The 17,960-nt window shown below is 66.2% G+C and carries 19 protein-coding genes and 1 pseudogene; 11 read left to right on the plus strand and 9 right to left on the minus strand.

All coding sequences use genetic code 11. From position 1 onward, the window contains the following. Position 1: 1 nt before the first annotated feature. The 6 genes and pseudogenes from dnaB to ACPXYO_RS01780 all read right to left on the minus strand — a co-directional run bounded on the left by dnaB (position 2) and on the right by ACPXYO_RS01780 (position 5,118). On the minus strand, positions 2-1,366 hold the full coding sequence (gene dnaB, locus ACPXYO_RS01755; RefSeq protein ID WP_423916163.1) for a replicative DNA helicase: 1,365 nt from the start codon (positions 1,364-1,366) through the stop codon (positions 2-4). Between the two features lie 195 nt (positions 1,367-1,561). Then, complete coding sequence (rplI, locus tag ACPXYO_RS01760) at positions 1,562-2,011, minus strand: 50S ribosomal protein L9 (RefSeq protein WP_423916165.1); 450 nt, start codon at positions 2,009-2,011, stop codon at positions 1,562-1,564. Between the two features lie 191 nt (positions 2,012-2,202). Further along, positions 2,203-2,454, minus strand: a pseudogene (rpsR, locus tag ACPXYO_RS01765) (30S ribosomal protein S18); the annotation flags it as partial. After that, positions 2,454-2,921, minus strand: a complete 468-nt coding sequence (gene ssb / locus ACPXYO_RS01770; RefSeq protein WP_423916167.1) for a single-stranded DNA-binding protein — start codon at positions 2,919-2,921, stop codon at positions 2,454-2,456. The gene ssb and the pseudogene rpsR, both read right to left, overlap by 1 nt. 11 nt (positions 2,922-2,932) lie before the next feature. Next, positions 2,933-3,268 carry a 30S ribosomal protein S6 gene (gene rpsF, locus ACPXYO_RS01775; RefSeq protein WP_423916169.1) on the minus strand — a complete coding sequence of 112 codons (336 nt, stop codon included), beginning with the start codon at positions 3,266-3,268 and terminating at the stop codon, positions 2,933-2,935. A 272-nt stretch (positions 3,269-3,540) separates the two neighbouring features. After that, entirely contained in the window at positions 3,541-5,118 is a 1,578-nt protein-coding gene (locus ACPXYO_RS01780) for a transglycosylase domain-containing protein (RefSeq protein ID WP_423916171.1), read from the minus strand. Positions 5,119-5,359: 241 nt separating this feature from the next. Here ACPXYO_RS01780 and ACPXYO_RS01785 point away from each other — a divergent pair, with 241 nt between their 5' ends. From ACPXYO_RS01785 to ACPXYO_RS01830, 10 genes are all read left to right on the plus strand, one after another. After that, positions 5,360-6,718, plus strand: a complete 1,359-nt coding sequence (locus tag ACPXYO_RS01785) for a CCA tRNA nucleotidyltransferase (protein ID WP_423916172.1) — start codon at positions 5,360-5,362, stop codon at positions 6,716-6,718. A gap of 10 nt (positions 6,719-6,728) precedes the next feature. After that, entirely contained in the window at positions 6,729-7,124 is a 396-nt protein-coding gene (locus ACPXYO_RS01790) for a DUF5318 family protein (protein ID WP_423916174.1), read from the plus strand. A 148-nt stretch (positions 7,125-7,272) separates the two neighbouring features. Further along, a complete protein-coding gene (locus tag ACPXYO_RS01795; protein WP_419551332.1) occupies positions 7,273-7,755 on the plus strand; it encodes a CarD family transcriptional regulator in 483 nt (160 codons plus the stop codon). Between the two features lie 23 nt (positions 7,756-7,778). Then, positions 7,779-9,566, plus strand: a complete 1,788-nt coding sequence (gene murJ, locus ACPXYO_RS01800) for a murein biosynthesis integral membrane protein MurJ (RefSeq protein WP_423916176.1) — start codon at positions 7,779-7,781, stop codon at positions 9,564-9,566. Continuing rightward, complete coding sequence (locus ACPXYO_RS01805; protein ID WP_423916178.1) at positions 9,563-10,432, plus strand: DegV family protein; 870 nt, start codon at positions 9,563-9,565, stop codon at positions 10,430-10,432. The genes murJ and ACPXYO_RS01805 overlap by 4 nt, the downstream gene beginning before the upstream one ends. Further along, positions 10,429-11,922, plus strand: a complete 1,494-nt coding sequence (locus tag ACPXYO_RS01810) for a hypothetical protein (RefSeq protein ID WP_423916179.1) — start codon at positions 10,429-10,431, stop codon at positions 11,920-11,922. Before ACPXYO_RS01805 ends, ACPXYO_RS01810 begins: the two co-directional genes overlap by 4 nt. 107 nt (positions 11,923-12,029) lie before the next feature. Continuing rightward, positions 12,030-12,374, plus strand: a complete 345-nt coding sequence (locus tag ACPXYO_RS01815; RefSeq protein ID WP_423916181.1) for a hypothetical protein — start codon at positions 12,030-12,032, stop codon at positions 12,372-12,374. After that, entirely contained in the window at positions 12,371-13,330 is a 960-nt protein-coding gene (gene trxB / locus ACPXYO_RS01820) for a thioredoxin-disulfide reductase (RefSeq protein ID WP_423916182.1), read from the plus strand. The genes ACPXYO_RS01815 and trxB overlap by 4 nt, the downstream gene beginning before the upstream one ends. A gap of 74 nt (positions 13,331-13,404) precedes the next feature. Beyond that, positions 13,405-13,728 carry a thioredoxin gene (gene trxA, locus ACPXYO_RS01825; protein WP_420622209.1) on the plus strand — a complete coding sequence of 108 codons (324 nt, stop codon included), beginning with the start codon at positions 13,405-13,407 and terminating at the stop codon, positions 13,726-13,728. A 14-nt stretch (positions 13,729-13,742) separates the two neighbouring features. Further along, positions 13,743-14,690, plus strand: a complete 948-nt coding sequence (locus ACPXYO_RS01830) for a peptidoglycan-binding protein (RefSeq protein WP_423918622.1) — start codon at positions 13,743-13,745, stop codon at positions 14,688-14,690. Positions 14,691-14,818: 128 nt separating this feature from the next. Here the strand turns inward: ACPXYO_RS01830 and ACPXYO_RS01835 are convergent, their stop codons facing one another. Continuing rightward, positions 14,819-15,724, minus strand: coding sequence for a ParB/RepB/Spo0J family partition protein (locus ACPXYO_RS01835; RefSeq protein WP_423916184.1), 906 nt, complete (start codon positions 15,722-15,724; stop codon positions 14,819-14,821). Beyond that, positions 15,721-16,590, minus strand: a complete 870-nt coding sequence (locus ACPXYO_RS01840) for a ParA family protein (RefSeq protein ID WP_423916186.1) — start codon at positions 16,588-16,590, stop codon at positions 15,721-15,723. The genes ACPXYO_RS01835 and ACPXYO_RS01840 overlap by 4 nt, the downstream gene beginning before the upstream one ends. Before the next feature lie 203 nt (positions 16,591-16,793). On the opposite strand from ACPXYO_RS01840, the gene ACPXYO_RS01845 reads away from it, so the two are divergent. Then, positions 16,794-17,414, plus strand: coding sequence for an RsmG family class I SAM-dependent methyltransferase (locus ACPXYO_RS01845; protein ID WP_423916188.1), 621 nt, complete (start codon positions 16,794-16,796; stop codon positions 17,412-17,414). A gap of 27 nt (positions 17,415-17,441) precedes the next feature. On the opposite strand, the gene ACPXYO_RS01850 is transcribed toward ACPXYO_RS01845, so the two are convergent. After that, positions 17,442-17,942 carry a protein jag gene (locus ACPXYO_RS01850; protein WP_423916189.1) on the minus strand — a complete coding sequence of 167 codons (501 nt, stop codon included), beginning with the start codon at positions 17,940-17,942 and terminating at the stop codon, positions 17,442-17,444. Positions 17,943-17,960 lie beyond the last annotated feature (18 nt).

A 17,960-nucleotide genomic window follows, 5' to 3' on the forward strand; every position in this document is an offset into this window, starting at 1 on the left:
TTCAGTTCTCGTGGGCCATGTCGGCAAAGAGCGTGTACTGCGGCATGAACGCCAACCGCGCCGTGCCCGTCGGTCCGTTGCGGTGCTTCGCAACGATGATCTCGGCCATGCCTCGCTCAGCGGTTTCTTCGTTGTAGACCTCGTCGCGGTAGATGAACATCACGATGTCGGCGTCCTGCTCGATCGAGCCTGATTCGCGCAGGTCAGACAGCATCGGCCGCTTGTCGCCGCGGGATTCCAGGTTGCGGCTCAGCTGCGAGAGCGCCACGATCGGCGTCTCGAGCTCTCGGGCCAGGATCTTCAAGCCGCGTGAGATCTCTGCAATCTCCACTTGGCGGTTCTCGGCGTTCGCTCGGCCGCTCATGAGTTGCAGGTAGTCGACCACGATGAGTCCCAAGCCGCCCAGGCGGCTGCGCAGCCGGCGGGCCTTGGCACGGATCTCGGTGACGGTCACGTTCGGGTTGTCGTCGATCCACATCTGCGCGTCACCCAAGCGGCCCACGCTGCGCGTGATGCGGTTCCACTCGTCGGCGCGCAGCTGGCCCGTACGCACGCGGGTGGCATCGACGCGGGCATCGGAGGCCAACAGCCGGCCCGTCAGCTCAGCATGGTTCATCTCCAGCGAGAACAGCAGCACTGGCTCCCGCAGTTCGAGAGCCACGCTGGAAGCCATCGTCAGTGCGAACGCTGTCTTGCCCATCGAGGGCCGGCCGCCCACGACCACAAATGACGACGGCTGGATGCCAGCCAGAATGCGGTCCAGCGAGTTGAAACCGGTCGCCAGGCCGGAGAATGCATCGCCCCGTTCGTACAGTTCCTCCAGCCGATCCAGGCTCTCGTCCAACAAGTCGTGCAACGACTGGGTGGAGTCGATGATGCGGCGCTCGGCCACGCTGAACACCAAGGATTCCGCTTGGTCGATGGCCGCGGCTGTGTCACCGGGCCGGCTGTAGGCCAATTCAGAAATTTCCGATGAGACAGCGATCAGGCGCCGTAGAAGTGCTGTGTCCTCCACGATGCGCGCGTAACGGTCGACGTGGGTCAGCGTCGGCGTTGCCGCTTCGAGTGTCAGCAGGCGCTCGGGGCCTCCGGCGGCGGCGAGGTTGCCGGTGCGTTCGAGCTGATCGGCGACGGTCAGGCAGTCGACAGGCTCGGAGGTGACATAGAGCGCCTCGATCGCCTCGAAGACGAGACCGTTCGCCGGCACGTAGAAATGGTCGGCACCGAGGCGCTCGACCGCAGCGCCGATGGCATCGCTCGAGAGCAGCATCGCGCCGAGCACGGACTCCTCAGCATCGACGTTCTGCGGCGGGACCCGCCCGCCCGGTCGGCGCCCGACATCGATCTGCAGCTCGGCGAGACTCATTGCCAGTGACTCTCTCGCGCATTGCATGGGGACCGACAGTCCCACTTCCGGTGGAAATCTCGGCCCCAAGGTGTGGACAAACAGCCGCTTGTCCACATGTCCTGCGCACCCGATGAGATCACACCCCCATCAAACAGAGGGGGTGTGACGCCAAAACTGGCGAACCCCTCGTCGGAGGAACCAGCCGGCGCAGCGCTAGCTGAGCGCGACGACCTCGACGTTGAACGTGAACGCCACCGCGGGATGCAACTGCGCCGAGACTTCGTGCGAACCCACGGTCCGGATCGGCGCGGGCAGCGTCAGCTTGCGCCGATCGACCTCGACGCCCGTACGGGCAGTCATCGCAACGGCAATTTCGCTGGTGGTGACCGATCCGTACAGGTGCGAACCCGATCCCGCCCGGGCAGCGATCGTCACACCGTCCGCGGCCAGCTGCTGTGCGACACGCTCGGCCGTCTCGCGCTCGCGCAGGTCACGCACCGAGCGTGCCCGAGCCATGGCAGCAGCCTGGCTGACAGTGCCATCCGTCGCTCGCAAGGCCAGCCCACGAGGTATCAGGTGATTCCGGGCGAACCCGTCGGCGACGTCGATGACAGAACCTGCGGTGCCGACACCGTCGACGTCGCTGCGCAGCACGACCTTCATGCTTGCTCTCCGTCAACCGCCGCTGGCAGTTGTTCAACGACGTCGTCGAGGAGCTCTGCAACCCCGTTGTCGTGGTCTTCCTGCTCGTCGCCCACAGGCCCATCTGCCCGGTCGGGGGGCGGCCGGCGGTCGTCGCCCGAGCGTTGACCGCGTCGCTTGTCACCGCGTCGCTGCGTCATCGGCCGGCGCGCGTATTCGATCAACGCCATCTCCCGAGCGGTCTTGATGGCACGCGCCACCTCGCGCTGCTGCTGGCGATTGTTCCCAGAGACTCGCTGGGCGCGGATCTTGGCTCGCTCCGAGATGAAGGACCGGAGCAGTTCGGCGTCCTTGTAGTCGACGTAGGTCGCACCAGACGTCGTGAGCGGGCTGACCTTGCGCCGGCGCGGACGATTGCGCAGATCCTTGGTGCGCGCTCGACCGGTTCGCTTGCGTGGTGGCATTAGAAGGGCTCCTCCTCAGGTGAGTGCTGCGGTGGCCCGTCGCTGGCCTCCGAAGCGGGGGCGCCGCCGCGGCGTTCGCGGGTTCCGCCAGCTTCGCCTGCCGGTCCCCGTGGGATTCGTGTGATTTCGGCAGTCGCCCAGCGCAGCGATGGTGCAATCTCGTCGGCGACGATCTCGACGACGCTGCGCTGCTCGCCGTCCGGTGTCTCCCAGCTGCGCTGCTCGAGCCGACCGGTGACGACCACGCGGTTGCCCTTGGCCAGAGACTCGCTGACGTTCTCGGCAAGTTCGGCCCAGCAGACGACGTTGAAGAAGCTGACTTGCTCCTCCCGGTCGTTGGTCTGGCGGTTCATCCACCGCCGGTTCACGGCCATGCCGAGAACTGCCCGGGCGCGGCCGGTCTGAGTGAATCGAAGTTCGGGATCGCGGGTGAGATTTCCCACCACGGTGATGGTGTTGTCAGCCATGACGCCTCCGCTTATTGGCTGTTGGTCGACCCCGCGTCGATCAATCCGCGTCGCTGCGCTTCGTCGTCGGGGAGTCGGATGAGCTTGTGGCGGACGACTTCGTCCGCGATCCGCAGGTATCGCTCTACCGGGTCCATCGCTCCGGGCTCAGCCCGCAGCTCGATGACCGAGTAATAGCCGCGTGTCTTGTGGTTGATCTCGTACGCAAAATCGCGCAGACCCCAGAAGTCGAACGAGGCAACCTCGCCGATCTCCGAAATCCGGCCTTGGACATCATCCATGGCCTTGCGGGCTTCAGCGTTTTCCAGGTCACCATCGCAGATGACCATTAGCTCGTATACGCGCAATTGGGGGCGACCTCCTGTGGACCCGCCGGGGCGGGGCCCCTTTCGGGGCAGGGACTGGTTGATGCACCCACCTTGCGAGCCCGGCCCCAATGAGCGGACTTGCGGCAAGCGTCACTGACGCCTGTGGCCGAACGGGCACGCAGTGCCCGTGGTGCGCTCGCAACGCTAGGCCCGGCGCTCATCGATCACACCTGCATTTTCTATCGAGACTGTGGCTTCGACCCGTTGCCCCTCATGCCGGGCGGCAGTCCTGCGACGCAGCGAGACCACGTTCAGCCTGAGTCTCCAGGCGTCCCGGACGGGTACTGCAAGGGATCCAAAACTGCCGCGAACAGCTGGCTCGCCCGCTCCGCAGCATCGACCGGTTTGTGTGGCGGGCTCAACGTGATGCGCACCGCAGCGGTGTAGTGGGAGGTCCACCCCGCGAACCATGCATCGCCGGTTTCCGGTGAGATTCCCGCTCGGCCGAGCGCTGTGACACCCGACGGCAGAATGATCCTGTCCATGTCCGCACGCAGCTGCGAGACCACGGCCGCCTCGAAGACGGTCCGGCGGTTCATCAGCCAACGGTCGGTGTCGCGGTCTCGCAGCGATCGACTCGGTGCTGCGTCACCTGCCTCCAGCACGATCCGAGAGGTGCGTTCCTCCCCGCCGGTGGCGACAACGCTGAACGCTGCTGCAACCTGGGCGACGTCGGCAACTTGGGGGACGACGTCGGAGGAGATGTCCGGAGCGATCCACGGACCCAGGGCGCTCGCGGCCGAGACGAGGAGATCACCGAGTGGCCGTGGGCGCAATCTGGACACAACATCGACGTCGCTTGCCGGCCCGGCGGCAGCGATACTCACGAGCACGCGCACGTCACCGCTGTGGTCCAGCACGACGACGTCGGCGCCGGCTGCGGGACCGAGCTGATTGCGAACCGTCTCAACAGCGGCACGCTGGGCAGGCAGGTCAAGGCTGGTCGTGACATGCAGGCCGGCAGTGACGATCCGATGAATGCCGTACCGCTCGACCAGCTGCAAGTACGCCTCCCCCACCGCCGTCACGAGGCCGGCGTCGGCGACGAGCATCCGGACGTACCCGCCAGCTGCCTCCCCCAGTGCGTCGGAGCCAGCCGCTCGGACGTCAGACTCGACCGGCACCGATCGCCCGGCTGCCAGCTCGTCGGAGGTGAGAACCCCGTGCTCGTACATGGCCACCAGTACCCGGTCACGACCGAGTCGGGCCGGTCGGTACGGGTCGTCGGGACGATCCGATGTCGCGTCGACACCCCAGGGAGCGTCAATGAGCGAAGCGATGTAGGCCGCTTGGGTCACCGTGAGATCGGACGCCGGGACGCCGTACCAAACAGTGGCGGCGGCATGCACGCCGTAGGAGCCACGGCCTAGGTACGCGACGTTCGCAAAGCGTTCAAGGATTTCTGGTCGGCTGAGCTGGCGACCCAGCCGCAGCTCTGCCAACAACATGCGCGCCTCGGTGACCGCGCCGGTGTCATCGTCATGGACGGTGTCGAGATACCTGCGCATGACCCCGTCACCGGAACCGTCACCGTCACCCGGAGCGTCCGGCTCATCCCAGACCCGCCGCAGCGAAGCTGCATATGACGTGGCATCGACGCCATCGCGCTCCAAGAAGCTCGGGTCGAGCACCGCAACGATGGCGTCGACAAGTGCAGGTGCCATGTCCTCGAGGCCCAGCGAAGCGTGCGCGACGCTCGGGCCGATCTCGGCAATCGGCGTGCCGTAGCGGTCATACAGCACGCTCGGCACCACCTCCGTATGGGCAGGTGGCGAGGGCAGGCTGTCAAACACTCGACTGCCGACGCCTACCGCGATCGCCAACGCCAATATCAGCCACAACAGCCGCCGCGCCCAGCGCTGAGAGGCCGGCGTCGCCCGAGCACCTCGGCCCGACCGGACCGGCTCACGGGCGGCTCCTGGGGGGGCGCCCGAGGTCGGCGACCCTGATGAGGTGGGCGTGCCAGAAGGGCTGGGGCGGTCCATGTCGCTCGCGCGGCGCAGAGTACAGCGAACGTGCGGGCCAACATGGTTGCCAACATGGGCGCGGTCGATTTGTACCCTCGGAGTGGTGGGATCGACCCCGGCCCGAGCACCCCCGCCGGGCACACCAGCGCTGAGCGACGATGACCGGCGAGAGCTGAGCGGGCGGATCGGTCCGCTTGCAGCGGCCTTCACCCGCGCAGGGCACCGCTTCTTCCTCGTTGGCGGGCTTGTGCGTGACACGCTGCTCGGTCACGGGCTCACCGGCGACATCGACATCACGACCGACGCGATTCCCGACCAGATCGCGCAACTGGTCGCCGGCTGGGCGGACACGGTGTGGGAACAGGGAAAGGCCTTCGGCACCATCGGTGCGCGCCGCAAAGACACCGCAGTCGAGATCACCACGCATCGAGCCGAGTCCTACGACAGCGGTTCGCGTAAGCCGCACGTGCGCTTCTCCGACGACATCGTGACCGATCTGGGGCGGCGCGATTTCACCGTCAACGCCATGGCCATCGAGGTGCCGGGCTGGACGTTGTACGACCCGTTCGGCGGATTAGCGGATCTGGCGAACGGTGTCCTGCGCACGCCGTCGGAACCAGAGGGACTGTTCTCCGATGATCCGCTGCGGATGCTGCGGGCGGCTCGATTCAGCGCGCAGCTCGCGCTCGCCCCGACGCAGGAATTGGTCACGGCAATCCGCGGCATGCGTCCCCGGTTGGCCATCGTGTCGCGTGAGCGCATCGGAACAGAACTCACCAAGCTGCTGGAGCTGCCGCGGCCGTCCGCCGGAGTGAGATTCCTCGCCGACACGGGCCTGCTGGGCGACCTGTTGCCGCCGTGGCAGCAGTCCGGCACTGCCGTTCCGGCTCCGGGGTTCGACGCCGTCGGCGACCTTGACGAGCGCGTCGAGATTCGCTGGGCGATCCTGCTGGGACTCGTCTGCGACGACGAGGCCACCGCGGCACGCTGCCTGTCTGCGCTTCGTATCAGGGGCGCGACAATCCAGGGGGTCATCGCGATCGGGCGGGCTGCGCGTGCGCTCCAGACGGCTTCCGCCGACGCGGCGGCGTCAGGTGGCGGCGGACCCGACACAGGGCGACCGGTTGCGCGTCGACTGGTCGCGGATCATGGCCCGCAGCTGGACGCTGCCACCGCCACCGTGACCGCTTGGGACGGCTCGCTGAGCGAGACGTTCGTCAGGTTGCTGGCGGAGGTCCAAACAGCCGAAGGCGAAGCCCTCAGGCGCCTCCCCGTGGACGGCCACCGCGTCATGGAGGTGCTTGGGAGGTCGGGTCCCGTGGTGGGTGAAGCTCTGGCATGGCTGCGCAACCAGCAGATCGAACACGGCCCGTTGAGTTCCGAACGTGCCTGCGCGCTGCTCGCGGAATGGGATCGACGCCGGCCGCAATCGGGGACGGGTGCATTTGAAGCCGCGCACTAGCGTGAGCCGCGTGACGCTTCAGCCTCACATTGCACCCGAGCCCGCTCCGGCCGTTCCCGGATCGGTCGACTACCGCCTCAGGCGGCGGCGCCTGCTTGCCGATGTGGAGGCGGGGGTGATCTCACGTGCCGAGGCCTGCGATGCGCACCCCGACCTGTTGCGGGCTGCTCGCAATGCAGCACCGCCGCTGGGCCGCAGCTGCCCACTGTGCCCCGACGGTGACCTCCGCATCGTCGGCTATGTCTTCGGGCCCCGGATGGGCAGCGGGGGCAAGTGCGTGCTCTCGGATGTAGAACTCCAACGCGTCGCACAGCGAAACGGGAACTTCGTGGCCTACGAGGTGGAGGTTTGTCCCAAGTGCGGCTGGAACCACCTCATCCGGCGCTATCCGCTGGGCCCCAGCTGATCAGGGGACACACCTGGGCAGCCTGAATGCCGTCCGCTCAGTGAGTCGGGCCCGGCAGTGGCAGCAGTGGGAGTTTCTGGCATCCTTCTAGCTGTCCGGCGCGGGCCTCTACGGGCTCCCGCAGCAGCCGGCGGCGGAGCAGGTGACGATGAAGTTTGAGCTTGGCGACCGCGTGATCTACCCCCACCACGGTGCAGCGGAGATCACAGCCCGGGAGGAGCGCGACGAATTCGGCGAAGCCCGCGAGTACTTGGTGCTCAAGACCGCTCACGGCGATCTGACCGTCAAGGTCCCCACCGACATGGTGGACGAAGTCGGCATGCGGCCGCCGATCGACACCGACGACGTCGAGGATCTCTTCGAGCTACTCGCCAAGAAGGACGTGCGTGAGCCGGCCAACTGGAGTCGGCGCTTCAAGAATCACCAGGAGAAGTTGAAGTCCGGCGACATCTACCAAGTCGCCGAGGTGGTGCGGAACCTCGCGCTTCGTGAGAACGCCAAGGGTCTCTCGGCCGGCGAGAAGTCGATGCTCGAGAAGTCCCGGCAGATCCTCGTGTCGGAGCTGTCCATCAGCATGGACGTCACTGAGGACGAGGCTCGCCAACAGGTGGAACTGCGGCTCGCCGGCTGAGCGGGCAGCGAACGGGCGCGAAGATGCGCCGACCGCAGGGCGCCGGGGCAGCTGCCGCTGGCATCGGCGTCTCTCGCCTGTCAGGTCTCGCACGCACGGCGCTCATCACCAACGTCCTCGGGATCGGCACCATCGGCGATGCCTTCGCTGCCGCCATGCGCATCCCGAACTTCCTGCAGAACCTTCTGGGCGAAGGTGCACTGTCGGGGGCATTCGTCCCGGCGTATAGCTCGCTGACCGAACGCGATGAGCGTGCGGCGGGAAGGCTCGCCGGCGCGATCGCAACCTTCCTGGTGGCGATCACGGCCACCGCAGCGCTGATCAGCATCTTCGCCGCACGGCCGTTGGTGCGGCTCATCGCCTGGGGCTTTGTCGGTGAACGCTTCGAGCTGACCGTCACCCTGGTGCGCATCACGGTGTGCGGGACGGCGCTGGCGGTGCTGAGCGCGTGGTGCTTGGGCGTGCTCAACAGCCATCGACGCTTCTTCCTGTCCTATGTGGCGCCGGTGGTGTGGAACGCCACCCAGATTGCGGTACTCGTCGGCGTGCTCGCGTGGGGGGTCGCGGGCGCCGACCGCGCAACAGCGCTGGCCTGGGGCGTGACCGCTGGCGCGGCCGCCCAAGTCCTGGTGCAGCTGCGGGGCGTCTGGCGGGCAGACCCCCAGATCGCGTTGAACTTCGGCTGGCGCGAGCGGGTGTCGGCAGGTGTCATCAAGCGATTCGGTCCTGCGGTGGCTGGACGGGGCGTGCTGCAGATCTCCGCATTCTTGGATCTCGCCCTGGCTTCGTTGCTCAGCGTGGGGGCAGCGGCAGCAATGGCCGCTGCACAGACGCTGTACCTGCTGCCGTTGAGCCTGATCGGCACCAGCATCGCCGCGGCTGAGCTGACCGAATTGAGCCGGGTCCGCGATCCCGCAGCCATTGCAGAGCGCACAACTCGACGCCTGTGCGCCACTGCCTTCGCTGTCTCGGGCGCGGTGGCGATCTACTTCGCAGCCGGAGGACCCCTCACCGACACGGTGTTCAATCTGGCCGGCCTCCGCAACGCGATCGCAAATGACGACATCACCCTGATCGCCTTGGTGCTCGGCGCCTACTCAGTGGGTCTGGTGCCGTTGGTGGCTTCGCGGCTCTGCCAGAACGTCCTGTTTGCTGCCCGCGACACTCGCACGGCCGCCACCATCGCAGCAATCCGGCTGGCAGTATCGCTGGCCATCGGCGCTGCGCTGATGCTGCCGCTGGACCGGGTGCTCGTCGTCGACGGTGCCCTCACCGGGTTCGGCGACATCGATCTGTTCTCGCTGGAGTCCACCTGGTCGTTGCTGGACTCGAAGATTCGCTCCAATCCCGCGCTGCCAGCCCGCCTAGGCGCCGTGGGTCTGGCCATCGGCGCAGCAGTCGGCGCTTGGGTCGAATTGGGATTGCTGCGCCGAGCTCTCCTGCAACGCCGTTCCGCGCGAACTGGACTGCCACGGCAAGCTGACTGGCCGAACCAGCGGCTGTTCGGGGGCGCGCTCGGCCGTCATTTGGTGCCGGCCGCTGTGGCATTCGTCGTCGGCCTCCCTACAGCGCTGGTGCTGGAGGTCCTGCCCTCGGTACTGCGAGCTGCCGTCGCGGTGCTAGTCATGGCAGGTTTCCACCTCGGCTGCGGGCTCGCACTCCGGCTGCCCGCGGCCAGAGCACTAACTTCGCAACTGTCCCGACTCGTACTGAACCGGCGGCAGCGCCCGCACGACAACGCGGGCGGCACCACGGGCGACGACACAGTTCAGTCGCCTACTGACGACAACGAAGGAGGCGTGACGCAATGACAGCGCAAGCCCCGGTTCACATCATCACTGACAGCTCCTGCGACCTCAGCGACGACGTAGCCACAGAACTCGGCATCACGATCGTCCCGCTGGAAATCCGGTTTGGCATGCAGACGTTCACCGACCGCGTCGAGCTGAGCACGGCCGATTTCTGGGAACGGTGCAGAGCAAGCGATGATCTGCCGTCCACTGCCGCGCCCTCTCCCGGTGCCTTCACCGACGCGTATCAACGCGCTGCAGACGCCGGCGCGAGCGAGGTCGTCGTCATCACGCTGAGCGGCGATCTCTCCGCCACGATCGAAGCAGCACAGCAAGCTGCGTCGCAGCCTCCCGACGGCATCACGTGCCACGTTGTCGACAGCCGCTCCGTGAGCGCAGGCCTTGGCTTGCTCGTCATCGGCGCGGCGGAGCTCGCCTCGGGTGGCGCCAGCGGGGCCGAGATTGCCGAAGTTGTGCGCGCGGCCGCGCAGCGGGTCCGCGTTCACGCCGCCCTGGACACCTTGGAGAACCTGCGCAAGGGCGGCCGCATCGGCGCGGCGCAGTCACTGCTCGGTTCGGTGCTGTCGATCAAGCCGCTGATCACGGTCACGGACGGCTGCGTCGAACCTGCGGGCAAGCAGCGGACGCGCACTCGGGCACTTACGCACCTGGTCGACTTGGTGTCGGCGCAAAGCGCCAACATTTCCCAGCTCGCCGTGATGCATGCGGACTGCGCTGACATCGACGATTTCGTGGCACGGGTCGCGCCGCTCACAGACATTGAGCCCATGGTGATGCTGATCGGCCCCGTGGTCGGCGCGCACGCGGGTGTCGGCACCATCGGTGTGGTCTTCATCGAGCGAGAGTCCGCTCCGCGCCAGGAGTGACCAACACCGCCTCGAGCGAACGGTACGAACGGCGCGAGCTGCTGCAGCCGGGGGCCGTCGAGACGTGGTCGGGGCTCGACCGCACGCTCAACCGACCCGTCACCATTCGCCGCGCCGATGCCGACAGCGAGATCGGGCACCGGCTGCGCCTGCAGGCCAAGGCGCTTGCGCGGGTGGAGCACCACGGCCTCTTGCACATCCTCGACACCTACGACGAAGCAGACCACTTCGCGATCGTCACCGAGCAGTTGCCCACGAGGTTGCTCGTCGACGAGCTCACGGCACCCAACGGAGACACGAGACGGCTCACCGCGCCCGAAGCAGTCCGCATCGTCATTGCAGTGACGGAGGCGCTGGCCGTCCTGCACAGCGCGGGCTTCGCTCACGGCGGCGTCGACGCGGACTACATCGGGTGGCGCGCCGAGGTGGGATGGGTCATTCTCAATGGCCCGCCGACCGACGACGCCGTGACGATCCCGGCCACTCGGCGAGCCGATCTGGTGTCGCTCGCTGTGCTCGCACATCGCCTGATCGTCGGGGCGCTGCCCCAGCGGCGTCCCGACGGGACGTGGGAGCTCGACTCCGTCATTCCTGACGTTGTGGCACCTGTGCTGGCACGGGCAATGAGTGCGTCTGATCCGTGGCCCGACGTACCGTCGATGCTGCTCGCGCTGCGGTCGATTGTGGACGACTTGCCGATATCCGACGGCGTGCGCACGGACCGGAGGTCGGTGTGGCAGGCGGAGCGGCACTGGTTGGCCCCTGTTGGCGTGCTCGTAGCCGCTGCTGCGACGCTGGTTGGCATTGCAGTGCTCATCGAGGAGCCGGCTGATCGCAGCAGCGAAAACGCCACACCATCAGTCGAGACCACAGTCCCGGATCCTGATGCACCGGAGGTCCTCACGGTTGCCCCGACCGCGACCGCGACCGTCGCGCCGCAGACGACGCCTGCAATTGTGCCCGCACCGACAACGACCCAAGTCCGTCGCGCGCCGATCCTGCTCGAATCCATCACCGACTTCGATCCAGCCGGTGACGATCGGGTCGAGCATCCCGAACGGCTGATCTTCATCAACGACGGCGACCCGACGACCGGATGGAGCACGGCGCGCTACAGCTCGCGCGACTTCGGCGGCCTCAAAGACGGTGTCGGACTCATTGTCGTGCTCGCGGGCGACGAGCCGCGCCGGATCGAGCGCGTGGCGGTCGACTCCCCCACTGTGGGCTGGTCCTTCGAGGTGTACGCATCGGGCGAACGCAATCGCACGCTGATCGACTGGGGCCGCCCCCTGGCCGCCGCGCAGGACATCACCGGTTCGATTGCACTGGACGTGCCCACCACCGACGCCGCGGCGGTGCTCGTGTGGATCACCGATCTCGGTAATGAACTGCCCAGCGGCGGGCACCGGGTGACCATTTCCCGGATCGAAATCGGCACCACAGCCGACGCCGCCGAGGCGCCACCCAGCACCGATGCCGTCACGCCCTAGCGACCGAGCGGCGAGACCGGGGCCCGAGCGGCCCGCCAGCGCAGCGAGCAAGAGCGGGCAACACGGGCCCGAGCGGCCCGCCAGCGCATTCTCGTAGGCTTCCGCCGATGATCTCCAAGCGGGGGCGGCGCAGCTCGACGGCGGACGCTCACGAGGCGGACAATGACAACGTGGACGCAGCGATCGCTCGCTTCGTGGACGTGGTCGAGGCCGTGCGCGCCCGCACCAGCGGACCGCTGGTCACGGCTGGTCGAGCGCTGGTGTACGGCCTCGTCATCGCCACCGCAGCCGTCGGCGTCCTGGTGCTCGTGGCAATCGCGGCCATCCGAGCGCTCGACATCGTCGTGCCGGGCGAGGTGTGGTCGGCGTACCTGATTGGGAGTGGCGCGTTCGGCCTCGCTGGTGCATGGGCGTGGTCCAAGCGGCGGCCACGCACGGCGAGGGGGACATGAGCAGCAACGGCGCCGAGCCGCGCGACGTCATCATCGTCGGAAGCGGACCGGCTGGCCTGACCGCTGCCATCTACACCGCTCGCGCCCGACTGGCGCCCCTCGTCATCGAGGGCGAGCCGTCCTCCACCAGCGACCAGCCAGGAGGCCAGCTCATGCTGACCACCGACGTGGAGAACTACCCCGGATTCCCCGATGGCGTCATGGGTCCCGACTTGATGGTGAGCTTCCGGGCCCAGGCGGAGCGCTTCGGTGCCGAGTTCATCACTGCCAAGGCCACCAATGTGGACTTTAGCGAACGACCGTTCTCAGTCTGGGTAGGTGACGACTGCTACCAAAGCCGCACGGTGATTGTGTCGACCGGAGCGCAGAGCCTGCTGCTCGGGCTACCGAATGAGGAACGCCTCATCGGCCACGGAGTATCCACCTGTGCCACGTGCGACGGCTTTTTCTTCCGGGGACAGGAGATTGCAGTGGTGGGAGGCGGCGACAGCGCACTCGAGGAGGCCACGTTCCTAACCCGATTCGCCTCCAAGGTGTACGTCGTGCACCGACGCGACCAGCTGCGGGCTTCGAAGATCATGCAGGACCGGGCGTTCGCCAACGAGCGCATCGAGTTCTTGTGGAATCGTCAGGTGGTGGAGATCCGGGGTGATGAGCAGCTCGCAGGCGTCACGCTGGTGGACACTGCGACCCAGGAGCGTTCCGCGCTCGATGTGACCGGCCTGTTCATCGCGATCGGACATCAGCCGAATACGGAGTTGTTCGCGGACTGGCTCGACCTCAAGCCCAACGGCTATCTCGTGACCGAGGCCGGCAGCGCGCGCACCAACATCGCCGGCGTCTTTGCCTGCGGCGACGTGCAAGACGACTACTACCGTCAGGCGGTAACGGCCGCCGGCTCGGGATGCCAGGCGGCCATCGACGCCGAGCGCTGGCTGGAAGCCCAAGGCCACTGACGACCGCCGGTCCAACCGCCGTCGAGCCAGACCGAGAGGTAGCCTCGCGGCAATCACGAGATGAGGAGCCGGCGATGGCCGAAGGCATTTCCACCTTGGACGACAGCACATTCGACGAGACCGTCGGCAGCGCCGACAGCCCCGTGTTGGTGGACTTCTGGGCCGAATGGTGCGGGCCGTGCAAGATGATCGCCCCCATCCTCGAAGAAATCGCCGCTGAGAACGACAACATCCGCATCGCGAAGGTCAACGTCGACGAGAGTCCTGACTTGGCGATGCGCTATCAGGTGATGAGCATTCCCACGCTCATCATGTTCACCGACGGCGAACCGGCAAAGCGTCTCGTGGGCGCCAAGCCGAAGAACGCCCTGCTTGCTGAGATCGGCGAATTCCTCTGATCCGACCGTTCGGCATCGCCGCAGCAGGTCCGCATGTACGAGACCTCCAGCACCGGCTGAACGCGACGGGCCATTGGCATGGCCCCATCACCGGAACATTCGATTCGGCGACCGCCGCGGCCGTCCAGGCATTCCAGGCTCAGCGCTCCATCGATATCGACGGCATCTGCGGTCCTGAGACGTGGTCACTGCTGATCGAGGCAGGTCAGCGGCTCGGAGATCGCCTGCTGTACCTGTGCACCCCGCACCTGCGCGGTGACGACGTTGCTGAAGTGCAGCGCATGCTCAGCACACTGGGTTTCACAGTCGGGCGGATCGATGGAATCTGGGGCCCGCTGACCGCTGCAGCGCTTGCGGACTTCCAGCTCAACATGGGTCTCGGAGGCGACAGCGTCTGCGGCGGGCAGACCTTGCAGACGCTGCAACGGTTGGTGCGTCCGCTCGGCGACGCGTCGGTCGTAGCGCATATCACTGAGACCCAGCGCCTGGAGTCCGCCGGCGGCCAGCTGGCGGGACGTCGCATCGCTGTGGGAGAAGCCGGCGGGCTCGAACCGGTCACGGCGTCGGTGAGGCGCGAGATCGGTCGCAACGGCGCCGAGGTGCTGACCGTTCACCATCCCGACTGGTCGGCGCAAGCCGCGCAGGTCAACCGGTTCGGTGCAGCTGTCTACATCGGTTTCGAAGTGAAGTCTGCGGCTCCCTCGATCAGCTTCTTCCAGGGTCGTCACTTTGTGAGCCGCGCAGGTCAGAAACTCGCTGCTGACATCGCGCACAGGCTCAAACCAATGTTCGGTGCCATCCCGACCAACGGCATGGGCCTCCCGATGCTGCGTGAGAGTGCCATGCCAGCAGTGCTGTGCAGGTTCGAGCGGATTGACGTCTTGCTCGAGCGAAACCGGGAGGTTGCCGACGTCGTTGCTCAGTCGACTCGCGACCTGCTCGCCGACCTGCACGTCGCCTAGGCGTTACGCGAGTAGCCCCTTGTCCCCAGGTTGTCCACAGTTAGTGGACAACAAGTTCAGATTGAGGCTACGAATCTGGGTGACAGCGCCCGTCCGACCTGAAGTCTGAACTCGGCGACCCGGATCACTCAACTTTCGAGTGATACTTGAAGGTTATCCCTCATCGCCTCGTAGAGCCGGGCAAGATCGGTCAAATCAGCGAATCTGATGACAATCTGACCCCCTCGGCGCCCAAGTTGGACCTCGACAGAGGTTGCCAAGGCGACGGACAGGGCAGTCTCGACCTCCAGCACCGCAGCTGGGCGGTCGGCGCCGGCTGCGGGCTCCGGTTCGCCGGCTTCTGCGGCTGGCGGCTCCGGCGAGGATTCAGATTCAGGCGCCGCGCTGAGGGATCGGACCGCTTCCTCGACGGTGCGCACCGACCAGCCCTCATCCACCGCTCGCTCTGCCAACAGCTCAAGATCGATTGGATCGTCGCATCCCAGCAACGCTCGGGCGTGGCCAGCTGAGAGCTCGCCGTCCAGGAGGTAGCGCTGCACGGTCACCGGCAAGGACAGGAGCCGGAGCGAGTTGGTGACTGCTGCTCGGCTGCGGCCCATGCGGCGGCCGAGCTCGTCGTGAGTGACCCCGAAATCATCGATGAGCTGCCGGTATGCAGCCGCCTCTTCCAAGGGATTGAGATCTGCCCGGTGGACGTTCTCAATCAGGGCATGAGTCAGGCTGGTCTCGTCGTCGGCAGCTCGTATGACAACCGGAATGGTGTCCAAGCCTGCGCTGCGCGCTGCTCGCCAGCGGCGTTCGCCCGCGATGATCTCGAAGCGTCCGACGATGCCGGTCTCTCGCACGACGATCGGCTGGAGGACCCCAATCTGACGAATCGAGTCCGAGAGCGCCTCGAGGGACGCAGCTTCGAAATGCTGCCGGGGCTGCAGGGGATTGACTTCGACAGCCGAGAGCGGAACCTCACGGTACACCGACTGTCCGGTCGGAATCAGCGCGCCGAGCCCTCGTCCAAGTCCTCGCTGGGCGTTCATGTCGGCGCTCCTTCGGCGATTCGATACTGCTCGGTGACCTCTCTCCGATCACTGAGTCCATCGGCATGCCCGTCACCAGCGCGGTCCGCTGCAGCTTGGTGAGGGTCGCCGCGTTCATGGATCTCTCGGGCAAGTTCCTGGTAGGCAATGGCGCCTCGGCTCTTGGGTGCGTACACCGTCACCGGTTGCCCGACACTCGGGGCTTCCGACAAGCGCACAGTCCGAGGGACGACAACCCGGCACACTCGGTCCCCGAAGTGCCGGCGAACGTCGGAGACCACCTCTGCAGCGAGTCGCGTTCGAGCGTCGTACATGACCATGACGATGGCACTGATGACGAGGGCCGAGTTCAGTCCTTCCCGCACCATCTCCACGTTGTGGAGCAGCTGACCGAGTCCCTCGAGCGCGTAGTACTCGCACTGGACCGGCACCAGGACTTCGGTGGCCGCGCTCAACGCGTTGACGGTCAAGAGCCCAAGCGACGGCGGGCAGTCGATGAAGATGTAGTCGTAGTTGTCGGCAATCGGCGCGAGTGCGTGCCGAAGCTTCAACTCGCGACTGAATGCTGAGACGAGTTCGATCTCCGCGCCAGACATTTCCAAGCGTGCCGGTGCTACGTCGAAGCCGTCAATCCCGGTGGGCCGGATGCACTCAGTGAGTGCTGCAGTACCAAGAAGGACCTGGTACATCGAGATTTCGAACACGCGTGGATCGATGCCTGCGCCGGTAGCCGCATTTCCCTGCGGATCCATGTCGACGAGCAGTATGTTGTGACCAAGTTCAGCGAGTACTGCGCACAAGTTGACCGCCGTGGTGGTCTTGCCAACGCCGCCTTTTTGGTTCGTCACCGCAATGATCCGACCCATCCGGTCTCCATTCGCCGACAATTGGAGATCAGGGTACGCCAGTTGGCCCCATTCGCAAGGTCTGAGGTCGGCAATGTTTCACGTGAAACGTCCCAGGGGCGCGAGAGGCCCGTGAGCGCAGCGAACAAGAGGGGGAAACGAACGGTGCCGCAGCGGGATGCCTCACAGATTCACGCAATCTCCGAAGTACCGTGGCTCGTGTCATGTCACCAGTCGATGAACGTCTCTTGAGCATCCTTGCTCGCAGCCAGCAACAGGGCTTCCTCGGCCCGGGCGATCTTCTCACGCACGTGGAACATGCACGAGCGCACGCCGAAGCAGCTAAACCCGAGCTCGGTCAACGCTGGTGCGATCTGGGAACCGGTGGGGGAGTGCCGGGCCTGGTGATGGCTCTCGAGCAACCCGGCGTCGAATTCGTGCTCCTGGACCGCTCACAGAGCCGCATTGACTTCCTCGACACGGCGATTGGCGACCTCGACATCGGTGATCGGGTCACCCTCGCACTCGGAGATGCCGCAGAACTCGCCCATCGTCCCGAGCACCGTCATGCCTATGACGGTGTGGTGAGCAGGGCTTTCGGTCCCCCGGCTGCGGTTGCGGAATGCAGCGTCGGCCTGCTGCGTCACGGGGGCAGGCTTGTCGTCAGCGAGCCGCCCGACAGCAACGATCAGCGTTGGCCGGCCGAATCCCTTGCCCAACTCGGGTTGCACTTCGTGCGGCATACCAACACGACGCCGGCGTTCGCCGTGATGGAACGCCAGTCGCCGCCGAGCGCGGCGTATCCCCGGACGTGGAAGCAGATCCGAAAGCGGCCGTTGTTCTGATCGGTGAGTGCTGATCGGTGAGTGCAACTACTCCGCGTTGCCCGAGCTGGTGGGCACCAGCACGACGCGCCGCCTCGGCTCGTCGCCCACCGAGATGGTGCCGACGCCGGGGATCTCATTGACGGTGTCGTGAACGACCTTGCGATCGGCCGCGTTCATTGGCTCCAGTCCGCGCTCAGTGCCAGCCTCCGCCACAGCTCCGGCGAGTTCACGAACGTACGCCTCGAGCGCTTCGCGGCGCCGCTGGCGGTAGCCGCCCACATCAACCCTCACCCGGGCCCGGCGCTCGCCTGGCAGCCGGCGCTGCAGCATGGTCTTGGCGACTTCCTGCAGCGCGACCACATGGCGCCCTTGTGGGCCGATGAGCAGTCCCAACGACTCATTCGAACCTTCGAGATTGATCTCGAAGCTGTCGTCATCTGCCGCAACTGGCACTGCGGTGGCATCGATACCGAAGGCGTTGACCAAGCCATCCAGGAACTCCTGCACCATGACTTGTTGTTCTGTTGTCGTTGTCTCGACTGTCATCTTCGTCTCCTCTGGTGG

This window comes from Candidatus Poriferisodalis sp., from assembly GCF_965237655.1.
In the GTDB taxonomy this organism is placed as follows: Bacteria; Actinomycetota; Acidimicrobiia; order Acidimicrobiales; family Poriferisodalaceae; genus Poriferisodalis.

What these genes read in the sequence shown, in the direction of transcription:
- dnaB (WP_423916163.1), bottom strand. Translation starts at nt 1,366, where the DNA reads ATGAGTCTCGCCGAGCTGCAGATCGATGTCGGGCGCCGACCGGGCGGG.
- rplI (WP_423916165.1), bottom strand. Translation starts at nt 2,011, where the DNA reads ATGAAGGTCGTGCTGCGCAGCGACGTCGACGGTGTCGGCACCGCAGGT.
- ssb (WP_423916167.1), bottom strand. Translation starts at nt 2,921, where the DNA reads ATGGCTGACAACACCATCACCGTGGTGGGAAATCTCACCCGCGATCCC.
- ACPXYO_RS01795 (WP_419551332.1), top strand. Translation starts at nt 7,273, where the DNA reads ATGAAGTTTGAGCTTGGCGACCGCGTGATCTACCCCCACCACGGTGCA.
- murJ (WP_423916176.1), top strand. Translation starts at nt 7,779, where the DNA reads ATGCGCCGACCGCAGGGCGCCGGGGCAGCTGCCGCTGGCATCGGCGTC.
- ACPXYO_RS01805 (WP_423916178.1), top strand. Translation starts at nt 9,563, where the DNA reads ATGACAGCGCAAGCCCCGGTTCACATCATCACTGACAGCTCCTGCGAC.
- ACPXYO_RS01815 (WP_423916181.1), top strand. Translation starts at nt 12,030, where the DNA reads ATGATCTCCAAGCGGGGGCGGCGCAGCTCGACGGCGGACGCTCACGAG.
- trxB (WP_423916182.1), top strand. Translation starts at nt 12,371, where the DNA reads ATGAGCAGCAACGGCGCCGAGCCGCGCGACGTCATCATCGTCGGAAGC.
- trxA (WP_420622209.1), top strand. Translation starts at nt 13,405, where the DNA reads ATGGCCGAAGGCATTTCCACCTTGGACGACAGCACATTCGACGAGACC.
- ACPXYO_RS01835 (WP_423916184.1), bottom strand. Translation starts at nt 15,724, where the DNA reads ATGAACGCCCAGCGAGGACTTGGACGAGGGCTCGGCGCGCTGATTCCG.
- ACPXYO_RS01840 (WP_423916186.1), bottom strand. Translation starts at nt 16,590, where the DNA reads ATGGGTCGGATCATTGCGGTGACGAACCAAAAAGGCGGCGTTGGCAAG.
- ACPXYO_RS01845 (WP_423916188.1), top strand. Translation starts at nt 16,794, where the DNA reads ATGTCACCAGTCGATGAACGTCTCTTGAGCATCCTTGCTCGCAGCCAG.
- ACPXYO_RS01850 (WP_423916189.1), bottom strand. Translation starts at nt 17,942, where the DNA reads ATGACAGTCGAGACAACGACAACAGAACAACAAGTCATGGTGCAGGAG.